This is a genomic window from Crenobacter luteus, from assembly GCF_004345725.1.
In the GTDB taxonomy this organism is placed as follows: Bacteria; Pseudomonadota; Gammaproteobacteria; order Burkholderiales; family Chromobacteriaceae; genus Crenobacter; species Crenobacter luteus.
The window spans coordinates 35822-54623 of sequence record NZ_SLXG01000007.1 but is presented as its reverse complement, the minus strand read 5'-3'; the positions used below and the strand labels follow the sequence as shown (position 1 = coordinate 54623).

Below are 18802 nucleotides of genomic sequence, written 5' to 3'. Positions count from 1 at the left end.
AACGCGCTATATCCAGCGATGTTGACGGGCCGATAATGGCCCCGTCCCCCGTTTTGCCGCAAGGAGTTCGCCATGCATGCCCCCCGCCGCCCCATCGACGGCCTCGCCGCCGGCCTGATGGTCGTCCTGTGCTCTTTGTGGGGCCTGCAGCAGATCGCGCTCAAGCTGGCGGCCGACGACACCGCGCCCATCATGCAGATCGCGCTGCGCTCCGGCCTCGCCGCGCTCCTGGTCGGCGCGCTGATGTGGCGCCGCGGCCAGCGGCTGCGCCGCGACGTGCGCGACCCCGGCCTCGTCGCCGGCCTGCTGTTCGCGGTCGAGTTCGTGCTGATCGCGCTCGGCCTCGGCTACACCAGCGCGTCGCACATGGTGGTCTTCCTCTACACCGCGCCGATCTTCACCGCGCTCGGCCTCGCCTGGCGGCTCGAGAGCGAGCGGCTGGCGCCGCAGCAGTGGCTGGGCATCGCGCTGGCCTTCGCCGGCATCGCCTTCGCCTTCCTCGGCGACACCGGCGGCGACGCGCAAAGCCGCCTGGGCGATGCGCTCGGCGTGCTCGCCGGCGCCGCCTGGGGCGCGACGACGGTGGTGGTGCGCGCCTCAAGGCTGGCCGACGCCGACCCGGCCGAGACGCTGCTCTACCAGCTGGTCGCCGGCTGCGTGGTGGCGCTCGCCTGGGCCGCGTTCAGCGGCGACATCGGCCACGTCTCGTTTAGCTGGCTCACCGTCGCGACGCTGTTCTACCAGGGCGTGCTGGTCGCCTTCGCCAGCTACCTCGCGTGGTTCTGGCTGCTGCGCCGCTACCAGGCCGCGCAGCTGGTGGTGTTCTCCTTCCTGACCCCGCTGTACGGCGTCGTCTTCGGCGTCGCGCTGTTGGCCGAGGCGCTCGACCCCCACTTCGTCGCCGGCGCCGCGCTGGTGCTGGCCGGCATCTTCGTCGTCAACGGCGGCCCGCTGATCGGCCGCGCGCGGCTCGCGCTGGCGCGCCGCTGAGCACCCGAAAAGCGGCAGTGCACGCGAGCCGGCGTGCGCTGCCGCTTTCGGCTATACTCGCGCGCCCATCGCAAACCGCTTCGGAGCCCAGATGATCAGCAACGCCTGCGGCGTGGATTTCGGCACGTCCAACTCGACCGTCGGCTGGCACCGCCCCGGCCGGCCCACCCTGCTGTCGCTGGAGGACGGCAAGGGCACGCTGCCGTCGGTGGTGTTCTTCAACGCCGACGAGGACTCGGTCGCCGTCGGCCGCGCCGCGATCGCCGAATACCTCGAAGGCTACGAGGGCCGGCTGATGCGCTCGCTCAAGAGCCTGCTGGGCACCAGCCTGATGAACGGCCAGACCGAGGTGCAGGGCCGCGCGCTGCGCTTCATCGACCTGCTGACGCTGTTCATCGAACAGGTCAAGACGCGCGCCGAGGCCGAGGCCGGCCGCGCCTTCCGCCAGGCGGTGTTCGGCCGCCCGGTCCACTTCGTCGACGACGACGCAAAGGCCGACAAGTTGGCCGAGGACACGCTGGCCGAGATCGCGCGCCGCGTCGGCTTCGCCGACGTCGAATTCCAGTTCGAGCCGATCGCCGCCGCCTTCGACTACGAAAGCCGCATCGAACGCGAGGAGCTGGTGCTGGTGGTCGACATCGGCGGCGGCACCTCGGACTTCTCGCTGGTGCGCCTGTCGCCCGAGCGCGCCGACCGGCTCGACCGCCGCGACGACATCCTCGCCAACCGCGGCGTGCACATCGGCGGCACCGATTTCGACAAGATGCTCAGCCTTCACACGGTGATGCCGCTGCTGGGCCTCAAGAGCCGGCTCAAGAGCGGCGCCGAGATGCCGTCGGGCATCTACTTCAACCTCGCGACCTGGCACACGATCAACTTCGCCTACACCCGCCAGGCGCTCGCCGACCTCAAGGGCGTGTACAGCGAGGCGCTCAAGCGCGACAAGCTCGACCGCCTGTTCAACCTCGTCAACCGGCGCGCCGGCCACTGGCTGGCGATCCAGGTCGAGGCGGCCAAGATCGCGCTGTCGGACGACGAGACGGTGACGCTGTCGCTCGACGAGGTCGAGGCCGGCCTGACGCACGACATCGCCCGCGCCGACTTCGACGCGGCGATCGAACGCCAGATCGACACCATCGAGACCACCGTCGCTACGCTGCTGGCCGACGCCGGCGTCGCCGCCGGGGCGGTCGACACGGTGTTCTTCACCGGCGGTTCGAGCGGCGTGCCGCTGTTGCGCCGGCGCATCGGCGCGCTGCTGCCCGAGGCGCGGGCGGTCGAGGGCGACCGCTACGGCAGCATAGGCAGCGGCCTCGCGCTCGACGCGGCGCGCCGCTTCGCCTGAGAGCGGGCGGTCGCGCGCCGATCACGGCCAAATACCGTTTGGCGTGGCGGCATTGTTTTCCCATAATCAAATCAACAGTCGTCAGCGATACTTGCAAATGCGACGACATGGCGCCATGCGTCGCGGTACGACCGCACGGACGCCGCCACCGCCATACGGCGGTCTTTTCTCTTTCCGCTTCGGAAACCTCGGGGGATGTCGCCGCAGCGCCGGGACCCGGGGGATCCCGGGCGGCACCGCCGGCATGGGGCGGGCGGGCCGGCCAAGGCTGCGGGAAGGGAGAACGATCATGAGAATCAGCCTGCTGTTCAATCTGTTCGGCAAACCCGCGGCGCTGGCCGCGCTCGGCGCCGTCGCCCTCAGACAGGGCGAGCGGCTGCACGCGCTCGGCCCGCCGACCGAGTTTCCCACCATCGCCGGTGGCGTGATGGTCCAGCTCGGCCCGCTGCTGATCGGCGCGGCGATCGTCTGGGCGCTGTGGGGCGTGCTGCGGCTGCTGCGCGCGCGCGCCGGGCGCGGCATCGTCTGCTTCAGCTGCGGCGGCCCGATGCACCAGCGCCGCAACCGCTGGGGCGCCTACCAGCACTGCCTGAACTGCGGCCGCAACGAATCGCTGCGCCACTGAAACCCGCCCCCGGCCGCCCGGCCGGGGCGCCCGTCGCGACAGCCTCTCTCAGTCGCGGCGCCGCAACTTGATCGTCAGCGTCATCTCCCCTTCGCCGTCGTCCAGCGTGTGGAAGTGCTTCAGGCTCAGATGCGAGGGCATCAGGAGGTTGATGCCGTGGCCGACGCCGACGCGGCTCAGCGTCTTTTCCAGCCGCCGGGCCACGCCCAGCGCCGGCAGTTTCGCCTCGTCGTCGAGCGCGAAGCCGTAGGATGCGGCCGCCTCGTCCCTGACCTGCTCGACCCGCTCGCGCGGCACGAAACGCTCGGCCAGCCGCGCCACCTCGCCGGGCGCCACCTCGTCCTCGGCGACGCACAGCTCGAAGCAGGCCTCCTTGAAGCGCGCCTGCTCGAGCGGGTCTGCTATCCCGTCCGACAGCTGCTCGACCACGGTGGCGACCATCCGGCTGCGCGACGCGGCGTCCGGCACCCGCATCGCCTTCAGGAAGTCGTCGAGCCAGAACTTGGCTTGCTGGCCGAGGCGGTCGACCGCGTAGACGGTCGGGCCGTTCTCGAGCAAGAGCGCGCCCTTGTCGATCAGGCGCGGGTTGATGCCCGAGGCGTGGCGGATGTCGATCACGTCGCCCGAATCGATCAGCGTCAGGAACTCGTCGCGGATCTCCGACTTGAACACCCCGAGAGCCCGCTGCGCGGTCTCGCCGTCCGACAGGCCGGAAAACAGGATCACCAGGAGGTCGCCCGGGCTGATGTTCGGGTGCTGCGAGCGCGCGTAGAGGTGGCGGGCGATGCGCTGCGAGGCGTCGAGGAAGTCGACCTCGCCGCGGAAGAACTGCCGCGAGTAGTGGTAGAGCTCGTTGAGGTTGAGGTCGGACTCGTGGAAGAACTGGTGCTTTTTCTTGTCCGAAACGATGCCCTTCAGATAACCGTCGAGCAGCAGCGCCGACACCTCGTCGTCGACCGTCGCGGCGCGGTCCGACAGTTGCAGCCGCTCGTCGCGCGCCGGATTGCCGACGCGGTGCACCACCAGCCGCTCCACCTTCGCGTCACCGATCATCATCCGCCCTCTCCCTCCTTCCCGAATCCGAAAACCGGACCGCCCGGCGGACGGCCCGCCGCGCGGCCGCGCAGGCGGGCCGATTCTACACCGGGTGCGACGTCGCGATCAGGCGCCGTCGTCGGCCTGCCCCTGCCGGCCGGCCAGACGGGCGGCGGCGCGCGCCAGGGCGTGCGAGGCCAGCGGCAGGGTCAGCAGCAGCACGGCCATCAGCAACACTAGCCGCATCCACCAGGCGCCGTGCGGATGGATCAGGCCGACGCCGACCACCATCACGCCCAGGGCCAGCGTCGCCGCCTTGGTCGCGGCGTGCTGCCGGCTCAGCGCATCGGGCAAGCGCAGCACGCCCCAGCAGGCGACGACGAGCAGGCAGACACCGAGCAGCAGCAAGATCCAGCCCAGCGCGGTCATTTTTCGTCCTCCTCGCGTTTGGCGAGCGCGCTGGCCCAACTGACCGTCCCGAGAAAGGCGACCAGCGCGAAGCCGATGGCCACGTCGAGGAAGGCGGTCTCGCCGCTGAGCGCCGCGGCGATCAGGCAGGCGGCGAGCGCGCACGAGGACAGCGCGTCGACCGCCACCAGACGGTCGGCGCGACCGGGCAGGCGCCGGTAGATTAGCGCGATCAGCGCACAGGCGATGAACAGCCCGAGCACGCACAAGGCGACGACGAGCTTCATCGGCGCCCCCATAGCCGGCGCAGCGGCGCCTCGAAGCGGCGGCGGATGCCGTCCAGCGTGCCGGCCACGTCGCCGGTATCGAGCAGATGCAGACGCAGGCGGCCGCCCGCCGCGTCGAGCTCGACCGCCGTCGTGCCCGGCGTCAGCGTCACCAGGCAGGCGAGCACCACCATGCCGGTCTCGCTCAGGGGCGCGCACCGGTAATCGACGAAGCCCGGTCGCAGGCGAGCGGCCCGGAACAGGATCAGCCAGCTGGTCTGCACGCCCGACAGGCTCACCGCGACCAGAAAACGGCACGCGAGCACGAGCGCCGCCTGCGGTTTTGTCATCGTCCCCCTCCGTTCGGCAAGGCCAGGTCGGCGACGGCCGCCTCGGCAAAAGCGATCAAGGTTTGCGGGTAGACGCCGATCGCCAGCGTAATGGCGGCCAGCGCCCCGCAGGCGACCCAGGCCCGCCATGGCAGCGGCACCACGGCGGCAGCCGGCGCTTCGGGGCGGCGCCAGAACGCCTCGATCCAGACCTTGGACATCGAGTACAGCGTCAAGGCCCCGACCAGCAGCGCGACGCCCCCCCACGCGTACGCGCCCTGGGCAAAGCAGGCGCGCACCAACAGGTATTTGGCCCAGAAGCCCGAGGTCAGCGGCACGCCGACCAGCGAGGCGGCCGGCAAGGCAAACAGCAAGGCCAGCGCCGGCCGCGTCACCGACAGGCCGCCGCTGCGCCGCAGGTCGAAACTGCCGCCACAGCGGCGCATCAGCCCGCCGATCAGGAACAGGTTGGCCTTCACGACGATATGGTGCAGCGTGTAGAACAGCGCGGCGGCCAGCCCCGCCACGCTGCCGAGCGCGACGCCGAGCAGGATGTAGCCGATCTGGCTGATGATGTGGAAGGCGAGAACGCGCCGCATGTCCCAGTGCCACGCGGCGCCGAGCACGCCGGCCAGCATCGTGAGGACCGCCAGCCAGCCCAGGGCGGGCAGCAGCGGTTGCGCAACCGGCACCGCGATCTCGCCGACCACCCGCATGACGCCGTAGGCGCCGACCTTGGTCAGCAGGCCGGCGAACAGCGCCAGCAACGGCGTCGGCAAGGCCGGATAGGCGGCCGGCAGCCAGAAGAACAGCGGAAACGCGGCCGCCTTGCTCAGCAAGGCCAGCAGCAGCAGGGCGACGAAGACCGTCACCAGCGCCGCCTGCCCGCTCCCGGGCAGGACGGCGGCCAGTTGGCCGAAGCCCAACTGCCCCGCTACGCCGTACAGGCCGCCGACGGCGACCAGCAACCAGACCGTGCCGACGAGGTTGAGCACCAGATACTTGAAGCCGGCCTCGAAATGGGCCGCCCTGCCGCCCTGCACCAGCAGCCCCAGCGCGGCGATCAGCATCACCTCGAACCAGACGTAGAGGTTGAACAGGTCGGCGCTGGAAAAGGCCCCGCCGACGCCGGTCATCAGACCGAACAGCAGCGGCCGGCTCCAGGGGCCGACCGGGCCGGAAGCGTCGACGCGCGCCGGATAGAGCAACACGGCCAGCAGGACGAGCGCGCTGACGGCCAGCATCGCGGCGCCGAGCCGGTCGATGCGGAACGCGATCGCAAAGCCGGCCGGCCAGTCGCCGAAGTGCGCGACATAAGCAGCGCCGTCGGCCAGACCGGCCAGCAAGGCGACCGTGATCGCAACGAAACCCACCGCGCCCGCGAACGCGACCCCCTCTTGCCAGCGCGAGCGCCCGGCGCAGGCGATGCAGGCCAGCATCGTCAGCATCGGCCAGAGTACCGGCAGCGCGGTCAGCAGCAGGACGGCGTTCACGGCAAGCCCCCGGGTTCGCCGTCGCGCGCGGGCGGCGGCTCGGCGGCGCTCAGGGCATCACCGTCGACCTCGCGCCCGCCGGCCAGCCGCAGCGCCAGCGCGACCGCGAAGCAGGTCAGCGCGAAGCCGATCACGATGGCCGTCAGCACCAGCGCCTGCGGCAAGGGGTTGGCTACCGCGTGCGCGAAGGCCGTCTCGCCGGCCGCCAACAACGGCGGCCTGGCCTCCACCACGCGACCGGCGCCGAACAGGAAGAGATTGGCGGCGGTGCCGACCAGCGCCAGGCCGATGACGATGTCGACCAGATCGCGGCGCAGCGCCAGCCACAGGCCGGCGGCGGCGATCGCCGCCACCGACAAGGCAAACAACAGGTTCGTCATCGTCCCTCCCCCAAAAGCCGCAAGCAAAAGCCGGCAAGCGCGCCCCAGACGCAGCACAACACCCCGAGGTCGAACAGCAGCACCGTCGAGAACGCGAACGAAAACCCGCCCAGCGTTATCTCTCCCCACTGATGCGTCAGGAAAGCTTGGCCGAGCAGCAAGGCCGGCAGACCGCTCAAGAGCGCGAGCACCAGACCCGCCGCCGCCAGCGCCGGCGGCGCCAACGGCAGCCGGGAGCGGGCCGCCGCAGGGCCGAACACCAGCGCAATCGCCGCGCTGGCCGACACCGCGAGCAAGGCGGCGATGAAACCGCCGCCCGGCGCGTTGTGGCCACGCAGCAGCACCAACGCGGCGGTAAACAGCATCAGCGGGTACAGAAAGGCAACCGCGTGCGCGAGGATGACCGAGCGGCCGGCCGTCGCCGCGTCGGCGCCTCGCAGCGCCGCCACGAGCGGCCGCGCCGCGACAGCCGCCAGCAAGACCACCGCGATCTCGCCTAGCGTATCGAGCGCGCGGAAGTCGACGATGATCACGTTGACGACGTTCCGCCCGTGCGCCTGCGGCAAGCTGGCGCCGAGGAAGAACTGCGACAGTTGCGTATCGGGCGGTGCCTGCTGCACCGCGAGCGTCAACCCGCCCAGCAACGCGCCGAAGGCGACGGCGACGGCGGCGCGCAAGGCGCCGACGCGCGGCGGGGGCGACAACGGGCGATGGCGCCTGAGCGCGACGGCGGCCACCACGACGAACACCGTTTCGACCACCAGTTGCGTAAAGGCGAGGTCGGGCGCGCCGCGGAACAAAAAAACCATCGCGCAGGCGACGCCGACCAGACCGGCAGCCAGCAGGCGTGCCAGCGTGTCGCGTGCCGCGACCGCCGACACCGCGCCGACGACGGCCAGCGCGGCCGCCGCCGCAAACCCCAGATCGGCGCCGTCCAGCGCCGTGGCGGACCAGCGCGGCGGCGGCAACAGCGGGGCCGCCAGCGCGACGACGGCCAGCACCGACACGCACAGATAAAAGCCGGTACGGCCATTCTGCATGCGCCGGCCGACCAGCGCGCCGCCGGACTTGACCAGGCGCAGCGCGAGCCGGTAACCGGCGGCTGGGCCGAACGCGTCCAGCGGCCGCAGACGCTCGAGCAGAAGGTGGAAGCGGTCCCAGCAGCCATAGGTCGCCGCGCCCAGCGCCACGACGATGGCCACGCCGCCAAGCCGCGGCCCGTCGACCAGGCCCAGCACGGGCAACGCACCCGCCAGGCGTGGCGCGACGACACCGGCGGCCTCCAGCAGCACCGGCTCGGCCCAGGCCGGAAACAGGCCGAGCAGCAGACCGCACAAGGCCAGCAACAAGGGGGGCAGATCGAGTCGCAGCGAGACGCCCTGACCGTCGGCGGCGAGGGGCGGGCCGTCCGCCGGCCCGAAAAACACCCGCAAAGCCGCCACCGCCGCCACCGCGACGCCGACGGCGCTGACGACGACCGACGCCGCGCCGACCAGCCACATCGGTTCGCTCAGGCTCTTGGCGATACTCATCACATCCTTGGCGACGTAGCCAAGGCTGGCGGGCAAGCCAGCCATCGACAGGCCGGCCAGCACCGCGGCCGTCGCGGTCAGCGGCAAGGCGCGGCGCATGCCGCGCAGCCGGTCGATCGAGCGGGTGCCGGTAGCATGGTCGACGTTGCCGGCGACGAAGAACAACGGCGCCTTGTACAAGGCATGCGCGAGCAGAAAGATCGCGAAAGCCAGCGCGCCCCATTCGTTCGGCAGGCCGATCAGCAAGGTCAGCGTGCCCAATGCCGACACGGTCGACCAGGCCAGGATGCGTTTGAGGTCGCGCTCGCGCAGGCTCAGCACCGCCGCCCAGACGGCCGTCAGCGTGCCGATGGCGACCAGCGCATCGGCCCACCACGACAAGACGCCGCTCAGCGCCGGGTCGAAACGCGCCAGCAGGTAGACGCCCAGCTTGACCATGGTCGCCGAATGCAGATACGCCGACACCGGCGTCGGCGCGCTCATCGCGCCGGGCAGCCAGAAGTGGAACGGAAATTGCGCCGACTTGCTCATCGCCCCAACCAGCACCAGCGCCACGCCGGCCGCAAACAAGGGTTGGCCGACCGTCGCCGCATCGAGCGACGACAAGGTCGACAGGCGCAGCCCCGGAGCGGCCTCAAGCAAGAGCAGCAGACCGGCCAGCAGCACCAGCCCGCCGCCGCCGGTGACGAGCAGCGCCTGCCGGGCAGCCTCGCGGCTGGCCGGCTTCTCGTGGTCGAAGCCGACCAGCAGGAAGGACAGCACGCTGGTCGCCTCCCAGAACAGGAACAGCAGCACGAGATCGTCGGCGCACACGGCGCCGAGCATCGCGGCCATGAAGGCCAGCAGCAGCCGGACCAGCGACGCGAGCCGCGGGTCGCCGGCGAGATAGGCCGGTGCGTAGAACAGCACCAGAGCGCCGATGCCGGTGATCAGCAGCACGAACAGGCGGGAGAGCCCATCGATATGGAAGGCGACGGCAACGTCGAGCGCCGCCACCCAGGCGAATTCGACGCCCAGCGGCCAGCGCCCGTTGCCCAAGGCCAGCGCGAACAGCAAGGCCGGCAGCAGCCAGGCGAACCGGACCCATGCGGCAAGCGGAGGATGGACTGCGGGTGTGGCGTGCATCTTCCGTCTCCCGCGCGCGGCTCCGCCGCCGCGCGCTTTTTTTGGCGGCTAATGACAGAACGGGACGGGGCAGCTCGCATGCCGCATCAGGCGGCGTCGCCCCAACAAAAAACGCTCGCGCCAGCGACGGCCGGCAACGCTTTGCGCGGCCGCGCCGGAAAGTGGACGGCGGCCAGGGCGTGCGTGCAGCCGTAAACGGACCGTGGACCGCGCTCCCGAGGCAGCGGCCGGCATGTTCCTGCCAGTATGGGCAAGATTCCGCGCGGCCGCCCGCGCATCGGCGCTCAATGGCAGAGCAGCACCGGGCAGGTACAACGCGCGATCATCGTCTCGGTCGCCGCACCGAACAGGCGGTCGAGCCAGCTGCGGTGGCCGAAGGTGCCCATCACCAGCAGGCTCGCGTGCTGGCTGTCGAGCTCGGCCAACAGCAGTTGCCGGGGACGGGCGGCGCTGGCGATCGGCACCGGCTGCGCCGGCAGGCCGTGGCTGGCCAGATAGGCCGCCCCCTCGTCGGCGAGACGCCCGGCCTCGGCGGCATCCGGGTGGATGGCCACGACCTTGCGCGGCCGCTCGTGGCCGACACCGAGGAAGGCGAACTGCTGCAGGGCGCGCGCCGCGCTCGTGCTGCCGTCGTAGGCGAGCACGACGAACCCGGCGTCGGCGGCCTGCGGCCGGTAGGCCGGCGTCAGCAGCAACAGCGGTCGCGGCGCGTCGGCGAGGTAGCGGCTCAGCCAGTGGGTGTCGTGCGGGCGGCTCTCGGCGCCCAGATGGCAGTCCGAACTTGCGACGACCAGGTCGTGCATTCGCGCCTGGTTCAGCAGCGCGACGTCCGGCTGGTCGTCCTCGGCCAACACGCTGGAGACGGTGACGCCGGCGGCGGCGGCGGCTTCGCGCATGTGCACGATGCGCTCGCGGGCGCCCTCCAGCCATTCGGCCTCCCATTTCGCGTTGCGCGCCTCGAGAAAGGCCGAGCCGCCGGCCGGTGCGGCCTCTCCGGCGTGCAAGGGCGCGGTGTCGATCAGCGACAACGCCGTCAGTCCGGCGCCGTGGGTTTGCGCGAGCGAGAGCGCCAGCTCCCTTGCCTGCTCGGCGATGGGGCCGGCGTCGAGTACCAGCAACAGGTTTTTCAACATCGTGTTCTCCTTGGGGCGCGGATTGACGCCACGAACGGCCAGCGCAGCATCGTCCCCGATCGCCACCACGCCGGCCTTGATCGAAAACAAGTTGCCCCGCTTCCCGTCTGTCCCCCTTTCTGCCGTTCTGGTTCCGCGCGATCCGGCTGTCAAGTCATCGACATGGCCGTCGTCTAGACTGAAGCAGCCACGGCGCGCCGTCCCCGCCCCATCGTCCGTCGTCATGCCCGCCCCCCTGCGCGAGGAAAGCCTCGCGCGGCGGCGCCCTTTGCGACGCTGCCGGCCAGGAGCCGCGGACGGCCCGTTTGCCCCCCGGCGACGGCGCCCCGGCCCGCCTCCCCCCATCGAAGGAGCCCCCATGGACAAGAAGATTCTGATCGTACTGACCAGCGTGGCCAAATACCCGGATCTGAACCGCGCGACCGGCCTGTGGCTGGGCGAGGCGGTACACTTCGTCGCGCGCGTGACGGCCGCCGGCTACCGCGTCGACTACGTCAGCCCGCAGGGCGGCTACACGCCGATCGACCCGCACAGCCTGGCGATGGCCGACGAAGACGACTGGCGCTGGTACCAGGACAAGGGCTTCATGGCGCGGCTCGGCGCGACGCTGCACCCCGACGAGGTCGACGCCGACGCCTACGCGGCGATCTACTACGCCGGCGGCCACGGCGTGATCTGGGACTTTCCCGACGACGCCAGGCTGCAGGCGATCGGACGGCGCATCTACGAGAACGGCGGCGTCGTGGCGGCGGTCTGCCACGGCGTGGCGGGCCTGCTCAACATCGCGCTGTCGGACGGCAGCCTGCTGATCCGCGACAAGCGCGTCACCGGTTTTTCGAACGAGGAAGAAAGGTTGGCCGAGCTCGATCGCCACGTGCCCTTCCTGACCGAGGACGCGCTCGTCGCGCGCGGCGCGCGCTACCTCAAGGCCGACGCGCCGTGGGCGCCGTTCGCCGTCGCCGACCGGCGCGTGGTCACCGGCCAGAATCCGGCCTCGGGCGCGTGCGTCGCCGAGCTGGTGCTGGCCGAGCTGGCCGAGCCGCGCTAAAGCCGGCCCGGCTTGCGCCGGATCAAGCCGCGGCGCGCGCCGCGCCGCCACACTGAAGGGGCGGGCCCGCACCGGGCCCCCTCACGCAGGACGCCCCGATGCGAGAACCGCCCTCTCCCCCGCCCCCGTGGCACGCGCTGCCCGGCCAGGATGCACTCGACGCGCTGCGCAGCGGAGAACACGGCCTTTCCCGCGACGAGGCGGCCGCGCGGCTCGCGCGCCACGGCCCGAACGCGCTGCCGGCCCCGCCGCCCGAGAGCGTGCTGCGCCGTTTCCTGCGCCAGCTCGACAACCTGTTGATCTACGTGCTGCTCGTCGCGGGCGCGGTGACGCTGCTGATGGGCGACGTCGTCGACAGCGCGGTGATCCTCGGCGTGGTGTTGATCAACGCGACCATAGGCTGTCTGCAGGAAGGCCGCGCCGTCCGCGCGCTCGCCGCGATCCGCGCGATGCTGTCGCCGCGCGCGACCGTGATGCGCGACGGCGAGCGGCACGAGATCGACGCCGCGGCGCTGGTACCCGGCGACATCGTGCTGCTGGACGCCGGCGACAAGGTGCCGGCCGACCTCAGGCTGGTGCGCGCGCGCGCGTTGCGCGTCGACGAGGCGGCGCTGACCGGCGAATCGCTGCCGGTCGACAAGGGCGGCGACGCGCAGCCGGCCGACACGCCGCTCGCCGAGCGCCGCGCGATGGCCTACGCCGGCACGCTGGTCTGCGCCGGCCAGGCCCGCGGCCTCGTCGTCGCCACCGGCGAGGACACCGAGCTGGGCCGCATCAACCGGATGCTCGCGACCATCCCGCGCCACGACACGCCGCTGACGCGGCGGCTCGAGCGCTTCACCCGCACGCTGACCTGCGCCATCCTGACCGTCGCCGCGCTGACCGTCGCGCTGGGCACGCTCTGGCACGGCGAAGGCTGGCGGACCATGTTCCTCGCCGGCGTCAGCCTCGCCGTCGCCGCCATTCCCGAGGGCCTGCCGGCCATCGTCACCATCGTGCTGGCGATCGGCGTCGAGCGGATGGCGCGCCACCGCGCGATCGTGCGCCGCCTGCCGGCGGTCGAGACGCTGGGCTCGGTCACCGTGATCTGTACCGACAAGACCGGCACGCTGACGCGCAACGAGATGACCGCCGGCCGCGTCCGGCTCGCCGACCTCGACGTCGAGGTCAGCGGCAGCGGCTACGCGCCGGATGGCGGGCTGTGCTGGCGGCGCGACGACGGCACGGTGCCGCTCGCCTGGGGCGAGCGCCCGGAGCTGGATGCGCTGCTGACGGTGGCCTCGCTGTGCAACGACGCCCGGCTCGCGCACGACGACGCGCACGGCTGGCAAGCCTTCGGCGATCCGACCGAGGCGGCGCTGGTGACGCTGGCGCACAAGGCGGCGCAGCCGGTCGAGACGCTGGCGCGGCGCTGGCCGCGCGTCGACGCGCAGCCCTTCGACGCGGCGATGCGACTGATGGCGACGCTGCACCACGACCACCTCGGCCACCGGCTGATCCTGGTCAAGGGCGCGCCCGAAACGGTGCTCGCGCGCGCCTCGCGCGAACTGGGCGCCGCCGGCGAAAGACCGCTGGACGAGGCCGCGTGGCTGGCGCGCGCCGACGCGATGGCGCGCGACGGCTACCGGGTGCTGGCGCTGGCGCGGCGCGAGGTCGACGACGACGCTGCGCTGACATACGACGACGTCGCCGGGTTGACGCTGCTGGGCCTGGTCGGCCTGATCGACCCGCCGCGCGACGAGGCGGCCGACGCGGTCGCGCGCTGCCGCGAGGCCGGCATCCGCGTCAAGATGATCACCGGCGACCACGCGGCGACCGCCGCGGCGATCGGCCTGCGGCTCGGCATCGGCGACGGGCGGCGCGCGCTGTCCGGCCCCGAGCTCGACCGGATGGACGCGGCCGCGCTGCGCGCGGCGGTGCGCGACGTCGACGTGTTCGCGCGCGCCAGCCCCGAGCACAAGCTCGGCCTCGTCGCCGCGCTGCGCGCGAACGGCGAGGTCATCGCGATGACCGGCGACGGCGTCAACGACGCGCCGGCGCTGAAGTCGGCCGACATCGGCGTCGCGATGGGCGGCAAGGGCACCGAGGCGGCCAAGGAAGCGTCGGCGATGGTCATCACCGACGACAACTTCGCGACGCTGGCGCACGCGGTCGCCGAGGGGCGCGCCGTCTACGACAACATCCGCAAGGCGGTGCTGTTCATCCTGCCGACCAACGTCGGCCAGGCCGCGATCGTCGTCGCGGCGGTCGTCGCCGGCCTGCCGCTGCCGATCTCGCCGCTGCAGATCCTGTGGATCAACATGGTCACCGCCGTCACGCTGGCGCTGGCACTGGCCTTCGAAGCGCCCGAGGACGACGTGATGCGCCGCGCGCCGCGCCCGCCCGACGAGGGGCTCGGCGACCGGCTGTTCGTCTGGCGCCTCGTCTTCGTCGGCGCGCTGATGGTCGCGTTGCCGTTCGGCTTCTACCTCGACGCGCTCGGGCGCGCCGGCCACGCCTACGCCGGCACGCTGGCGGTCAACGCGATGGTCGCGATCGAGATCGCCTACCTGTTCAACAGCCGGCGCTACGGCCCGAATCCGGCCTCGCTCGCCCACCTCGCCGGCAACCGCGCCGCGCTGCTCGCCTGCGGCGTGCTCGCGCTCTTGCAACTGGCCTTCACCTACCTGCCGGCGATGCAGGCCCTGTTCGGCACCGTCGCGCTCGACGGCGCCGACTGGGCGCGAGCCGGCGCCGCCGCGCTGGCGGTCTACCTCCTGATCGAGGGCGAGAAGGCCGTCGCGCGGCGGCTCGCGGGCGGGCAGCCGCCCGGCGGTAGCTAGCGCAGCGCCGCGTAGCCTGCTTTCATGGGTATCTCCCGTATAGCTTGTCTTTTCGGGCCGCACCCCGCCCTGCCCCCTCGGCCGACGTTGGCCGAGGGCGGCGGCGCCGCGACGGACAGGGGAAAGGCGGGGCGGGGAAGGCGTCAGTGCGCGACGGCCTCGGTCGCGGCGACGGCGTCCTGGCGGTCGATGCGCCGCTTGACGAGGCCGAGCAGCAGCAGGCCCAGCGCCGCGAGCAGCGCCGGCAGCGCCAGCAGCAGCAGGATGCGGTCGATCGCGATCTGCATCGACAGCAGCCAGCCGCCCGCCATCGAGCCGAGCACCGAGCCGCAGCGGCCGACCGCGTTGGCCCAGCTCACGCCGGTCGCGCGGTTGCCGGTCTGGTAGAAGGCCGCGACCATCGCGTTGGCGCCGACCTGGCCGCCGCTGATGCAAAAGCCGATGCCGAACACCGCGAACGTCAACAGCGCGAACTGGCCGGTGCTGGCGCTGCACAGCGCGACGAAGGCGGCGCCGAGCACGTAGGACAGCGACAGCGTGCGCGCCGAGCCGAAGCGGTCCATCAGCCGGCCGAGCAGGATGGCGCCTATCGTGCCGCCGACCTGGAACATCGCGGTCACCACCGACGCGCGGCCGAGGCCGATGCCGGCGGAGTTGAGCAGGATGGGCAGCCAGCTCGACAACAGGTAGATGATCAACAGGCTCATGAAGAAGCTGCACCAGATCAGCAGCGTACCGGCGGCCAGCTTGCCGTGGAACAGCTCGCGCACCGGCGAGGCGACCTTGTGCTCGAGCCCGCCGACGACGAACTCGGGCACGGCGCCGCCGCGGCCGGCGCCCATCTTCTCGACGATGCGCCGTACCGTTTCGGGCGAGCCGTTGCGCAGCACCAGAAAGCGCAGCGACTCGGCCAGGTAGACCTTCAGGAAAACCGCCAGCAGCAGCGGCAGCACGCCGCCCACCACCAGCACGCCGCGCCAGCCGACGTAGGGCAGGATCTGCACCGACAACAGGCCGCCGAGCGCCGAGCCGACGGTGAAGCCGCAGAACATCAGCGTGACGAGCTGCGAGCGGCGCGCCTGCGGGCAGTATTCCGAGGTCAGCGTGATCGCGGTCGGCATCGCGCCGCCGAGGCCGACGCCGGTCAGGAAGCGCAGCGCGACCAGCGTCGTCAGGTCGGTGCTGAAGGCCGAGGCGAGGCTGGCCAGGCCGAAGAAGAGCACCGAGCACAGCAGCACCTTCTTGCGGCCGACGCGGTCGGCCAACGGGCCGAACACCAGCGCGCCGGCCATCAGGCCGAACAGGCCGGCGCCGAACAGCGGCGCGAGCGCCGCGGAGCTGAGCCCCCATTCGTCGCGGATCGCCGGCGCGATGAAGCCGATGTAGGCGGTGTCGAAGCCGTCGACCAGCACGACCAGGAAGCACAGCAGCAGGATGGTTTTCTGGAAGCGCGAAAACGGGTGGTCGTCGATGTAGCGCTGCACGTCGACGCGGGTATTCAGGTCCATCTGTTTCTCCTCTGGGGCGGACGCAAGGCCCGAGACGGACGGCGGCTGGTTTTATTATTGCCGCCGCTCCGGTTCACGACGCGCCTCGGGCGCGTCCTTAAACGACGTCGACCGTGATCGGGCTCAGGCCGTCGATGCGCGCGACCATGCGCTCGCCCACCTTCACCGCGCCGACGCCCTCGGGCGTGCCGGTGAAGATCAGGTCGCCCGGCTGCAGCTCGAACAGCGTCGACAGCTTGGCGATCACCTCGGACACCGACCAGATCAGGTGGGTCAGGTCGCTGTTCTGGCGGGTTTCGCCGTCGACGGTCAGCTCGATCGCCCCGGCGTTGATTTCGCCGGTCTGCGAGAGCGGGTGCAGCACGCCGACCGGCGCCGAGTAGTCGAAGGCCTTGCCGATTTCCCACGGGCGACCCATTTCGCGCATCGTCATCTGCAGGTCGCGGCGGGTCATGTCGAGGCCGACCGCGTAGCCGAAGATGTGCCCGGCGGCTTGTTCGACCGGGATATCGCGGCCGCCCTTGCCGATCGCGACCACCAGCTCGATCTCGTAGTGGTAGTTGCTGGTCTGGGCCGGGTACGGAATCGTCACCGCCTCGCCCGCCGGCACCGGCACGATCGATTCCGGATCGTTCGGCTTGCAGAAGAAGAACGGCGGCTCGCGGTCAGGGTCGAAGCCCATCTCGCGCGCGTGGGCGGCGTAGTTGCGGCCGACGCAGTAGACGCGGCGCACCGGGAACTGGTCGGCGGTGCCGGCGACCGTCAGGCCGACGGTGGCGACGGGGGGGAACAGGTAGCTCATGGTTTCACCTCGGGGAGAATCGGATAAGGGGTTGGCCGAGCCTTACGCCGCGTCGGGCTGGACGGCCGGCGCGGCGCGGGCGAAGGCCGGCAGCGCGGCGCAGGCCGCGTCGACGGCGACGATGTTCGGATAAGGCGCGAGGTCGACGCCGAAGCGGCGCGCGCTCTCGACCTGTGGCACCAGGTAGACGTCGGCCAAGGTCGGCGCGTCGCCGTGGCAGAAGTCGCCGCGCGCGGGATCGGCGGCCAGGAGCGCCTCGAGCGCGGCGAAGCCGGCCGCTATCCAGGTGCGGCACCAGGCGGCGACGGCCGCCTCGTCGTGGCCGAGCGTGTGGCGCAGGTACTCGAGCACGCGGCGGTTGTTGAGCGGGTGGATGTCGCAGCCGATGAGCGCCGCGAGCGCACGCACGCGGGCCCGGCCGGCCGCATCGGCCGGCAGCAGCGGCGGCGCCGGGTGGCGCTCCTCCAGCCACTCGACGATGGCCGGCGACTGGATCAGCACCTGCTCGCCGTCGACCAGCGCCGGCACCAGGCCCTGCGGGTTCAGCGCCCTGAACGCCTCCCCCAGATGCTCGTCGCGCCGCAGGTCGACCGCGACGTAGTCGTAGTCCAGTCCCTTGAGGTTCAGCGCGATGCGCAGCCGGTGCGAGGTGCCGCTGCGGAAGAAGTTGTACAGCTTCATCACGGTTCGGCCCCTCAGTCGCGCGCCAGGCAGTTGTCGGCGTTCCAGCCGTACAGCCATTCCATCGCGTCGTAGAAGCGTTCCGGGCTGCGGCCCTTCCACAACTCGTTGCGCACCAGGCGCTCGACGCCCTTGGCGTGGAAGATGCGGCCCATCTCGCGCGCCGACAGCACGATGCGCGCGGTGCGGGCGACGCGGGACGCCTGGTAGAGCGCGAAGGCCTTGGCGAAGTCGTTGCCGTTGACGCGCACCGCCTCGCCCAGCGTCACCGCGTCCTCGAGCGCCATGCACGCGCCCTGCGCGAGGTATTGCAGCGTCGGGTGGGCGGCGTCGCCCAAGAGCGCGACGCGGCCGAAGGTCCAGGTGGCGATCGGTTCGCGGTCGGCGGTCGCCCAGCGCTTCCAGCTCTTGGGCAGATCGATCAGCTGGCGCGCCTTCGGGCAGATGCCCTGGAAGTAGCTTTGCACCTCCTCCGGGCTGCCCTCGGTGACACCCCATTCCTCCTGGTCGCGGCTGTGGAAGGTGACGACGACGTTGTACTGCTCGCCGCCGCGCAGCGGGTAGTGCACCAGGTGACAGTTCGGGCCGACCCAGATGCTGGCGGCGTTCCACTGCAGGTCTTGCGGGAAGTCCTTCCTGTCGACCACCGCGCGGTAGACGACATGGCCGGACACGCGCGGCGGATCGCCGACGTACTGCGCGCGCACCACCGACTTGACGCCGTCGGCGCCGATCAGCGCGACGCCGCGGTGCGCGTTGCCGGCGCGGTCGTAGACGGTGACGCCGGCCTCGTCCTGCTCGACGCGCTCGACGTGGGTGCCGGTCAGGAATTCGACGCGGCCGGTCTCCTCGGCGCCTTCGAGCAGCGACAGGTGAACGTCGACGCGGTGGATCACCGCGTACGGGTTGCCGAAGCGCTTGCGGAACGCCTCGCCGGTCGGGATGCGGCCGACCAGCGTCTCGTCGAGCGCGTCGTGCATCACCATCTCGTCGGTGTAGACGGCGCGGCCGCGCGCCTTGTCGCCGACGCCGAGCGCGTCGAAAGCGTGGAAGGCGTTCGGGCCGAGCTGGATGCCGGCGCCGATCTCGCCGATCTGCGGCGCCTGTTCGAGCACCTTGACGGAAAAGCCTTGGCGCACCAGCGCCAGTGCGGCGGCGAGGCCGCCGATGCCGCCGCCGGCGACGATCACGGGAAGTTTGGGGGGCATGTCGTTCTCCTCTGTCTGAGGTCTCCCCCCGCGACGACGGGCAAGGCTCCGCCTGCGCGCGGACCGCCAGGG

The 18802-nt window shown here is 71.6% G+C and carries 17 protein-coding genes; 5 read left to right on the top strand and 12 right to left on the bottom strand.

Annotated features, from left to right (window positions below):
* Positions 1–72 precede the first annotated feature (72 nt).
* From EV683_RS06100 to EV683_RS06090, 3 genes are all read left to right on the top strand, one after another.
* Entirely contained in the window at positions 73–990 is a 918-nt protein-coding gene (locus EV683_RS06100) for a DMT family transporter (RefSeq protein ID WP_131862188.1), read from the top strand.
* Positions 991–1081: 91 nt separating this feature from the next.
* Entirely contained in the window at positions 1082–2335 is a 1254-nt protein-coding gene (locus EV683_RS06095) for an Hsp70 family protein (RefSeq protein WP_131862187.1), read from the top strand.
* Between the two features lie 289 nt (positions 2336–2624).
* Positions 2625–2960 (top strand): hypothetical protein, encoded by a 336-nt coding sequence (locus EV683_RS06090; RefSeq protein ID WP_131862186.1) that lies wholly within the window; start codon positions 2625–2627, stop codon positions 2958–2960.
* 48 nt (positions 2961–3008) lie between these two features.
* On the opposite strand, the gene EV683_RS06085 is transcribed toward EV683_RS06090, so the two are convergent.
* The 8 genes from EV683_RS06085 to EV683_RS06050 all read right to left on the bottom strand — a co-directional run bounded on the left by EV683_RS06085 (position 3009) and on the right by EV683_RS06050 (position 10661).
* Positions 3009–4016 (bottom strand): nucleoid-associated protein, encoded by a 1008-nt coding sequence (locus tag EV683_RS06085; RefSeq protein WP_131862185.1) that lies wholly within the window; start codon positions 4014–4016, stop codon positions 3009–3011.
* A 105-nt stretch (positions 4017–4121) separates the two neighbouring features.
* Positions 4122–4424 (bottom strand): monovalent cation/H(+) antiporter subunit G, encoded by a 303-nt coding sequence (gene mnhG, locus EV683_RS06080; protein WP_066610913.1) that lies wholly within the window; start codon positions 4422–4424, stop codon positions 4122–4124.
* Positions 4421–4690 carry an MrpF/PhaF family protein gene (locus EV683_RS06075; protein ID WP_131862184.1) on the bottom strand — a complete coding sequence of 90 codons (270 nt, stop codon included), beginning with the start codon at positions 4688–4690 and terminating at the stop codon, positions 4421–4423. Before EV683_RS06075 ends, mnhG begins: the two co-directional genes overlap by 4 nt.
* Positions 4687–5019 (bottom strand): Na+/H+ antiporter subunit E, encoded by a 333-nt coding sequence (locus tag EV683_RS06070; RefSeq protein ID WP_165916797.1) that lies wholly within the window; start codon positions 5017–5019, stop codon positions 4687–4689. Before EV683_RS06070 ends, EV683_RS06075 begins: the two co-directional genes overlap by 4 nt.
* Positions 5016–6491, bottom strand: coding sequence for a proton-conducting transporter transmembrane domain-containing protein (locus EV683_RS06065; RefSeq protein ID WP_131862182.1), 1476 nt, complete (start codon positions 6489–6491; stop codon positions 5016–5018). Before EV683_RS06065 ends, EV683_RS06070 begins: the two co-directional genes overlap by 4 nt.
* Positions 6488–6871, bottom strand: a complete 384-nt coding sequence (locus EV683_RS06060) for a sodium:proton antiporter (protein ID WP_066610919.1) — start codon at positions 6869–6871, stop codon at positions 6488–6490. The genes EV683_RS06065 and EV683_RS06060 overlap by 4 nt, the downstream gene beginning before the upstream one ends.
* Positions 6868–9528: a hydrogen gas-evolving membrane-bound hydrogenase subunit E gene (mbhE, locus tag EV683_RS06055; RefSeq protein WP_131862181.1), complete on the bottom strand. Its 2661-nt coding sequence runs from the start codon at positions 9526–9528 to the stop codon at positions 6868–6870. The genes EV683_RS06060 and mbhE overlap by 4 nt, the downstream gene beginning before the upstream one ends.
* A gap of 284 nt (positions 9529–9812) precedes the next feature.
* Positions 9813–10661, bottom strand: coding sequence for a universal stress protein (locus EV683_RS06050; RefSeq protein ID WP_165916796.1), 849 nt, complete (start codon positions 10659–10661; stop codon positions 9813–9815).
* A gap of 358 nt (positions 10662–11019) precedes the next feature.
* On the opposite strand from EV683_RS06050, the gene EV683_RS06045 reads away from it, so the two are divergent.
* Positions 11020–11709: a type 1 glutamine amidotransferase domain-containing protein gene (locus tag EV683_RS06045; protein ID WP_131862179.1), complete on the top strand. Its 690-nt coding sequence runs from the start codon at positions 11020–11022 to the stop codon at positions 11707–11709.
* Positions 11710–11807: 98 nt separating this feature from the next.
* A complete protein-coding gene (locus tag EV683_RS06040) occupies positions 11808–14531 on the top strand; it encodes a cation-translocating P-type ATPase (RefSeq protein WP_131862178.1) in 2724 nt (907 codons plus the stop codon).
* Between the two features lie 143 nt (positions 14532–14674).
* On the opposite strand, the gene EV683_RS06035 is transcribed toward EV683_RS06040, so the two are convergent.
* The 4 genes from EV683_RS06035 to EV683_RS06020 form a co-directional block, all read right to left on the bottom strand.
* A complete protein-coding gene (locus EV683_RS06035) occupies positions 14675–16039 on the bottom strand; it encodes an MFS transporter (RefSeq protein ID WP_165916795.1) in 1365 nt (454 codons plus the stop codon).
* 97 nt (positions 16040–16136) lie between these two features.
* A complete protein-coding gene (locus EV683_RS06030; RefSeq protein ID WP_131862177.1) occupies positions 16137–16841 on the bottom strand; it encodes a fumarylacetoacetate hydrolase family protein in 705 nt (234 codons plus the stop codon).
* Between the two features lie 42 nt (positions 16842–16883).
* Positions 16884–17525, bottom strand: coding sequence for a maleylacetoacetate isomerase (gene maiA, locus EV683_RS06025; protein ID WP_131862176.1), 642 nt, complete (start codon positions 17523–17525; stop codon positions 16884–16886).
* Between the two features lie 11 nt (positions 17526–17536).
* Positions 17537–18730, bottom strand: coding sequence for a 3-hydroxybenzoate 6-monooxygenase (locus EV683_RS06020; RefSeq protein ID WP_131862175.1), 1194 nt, complete (start codon positions 18728–18730; stop codon positions 17537–17539).
* Between the last annotated feature and the right edge of the window lie 72 nt (positions 18731–18802).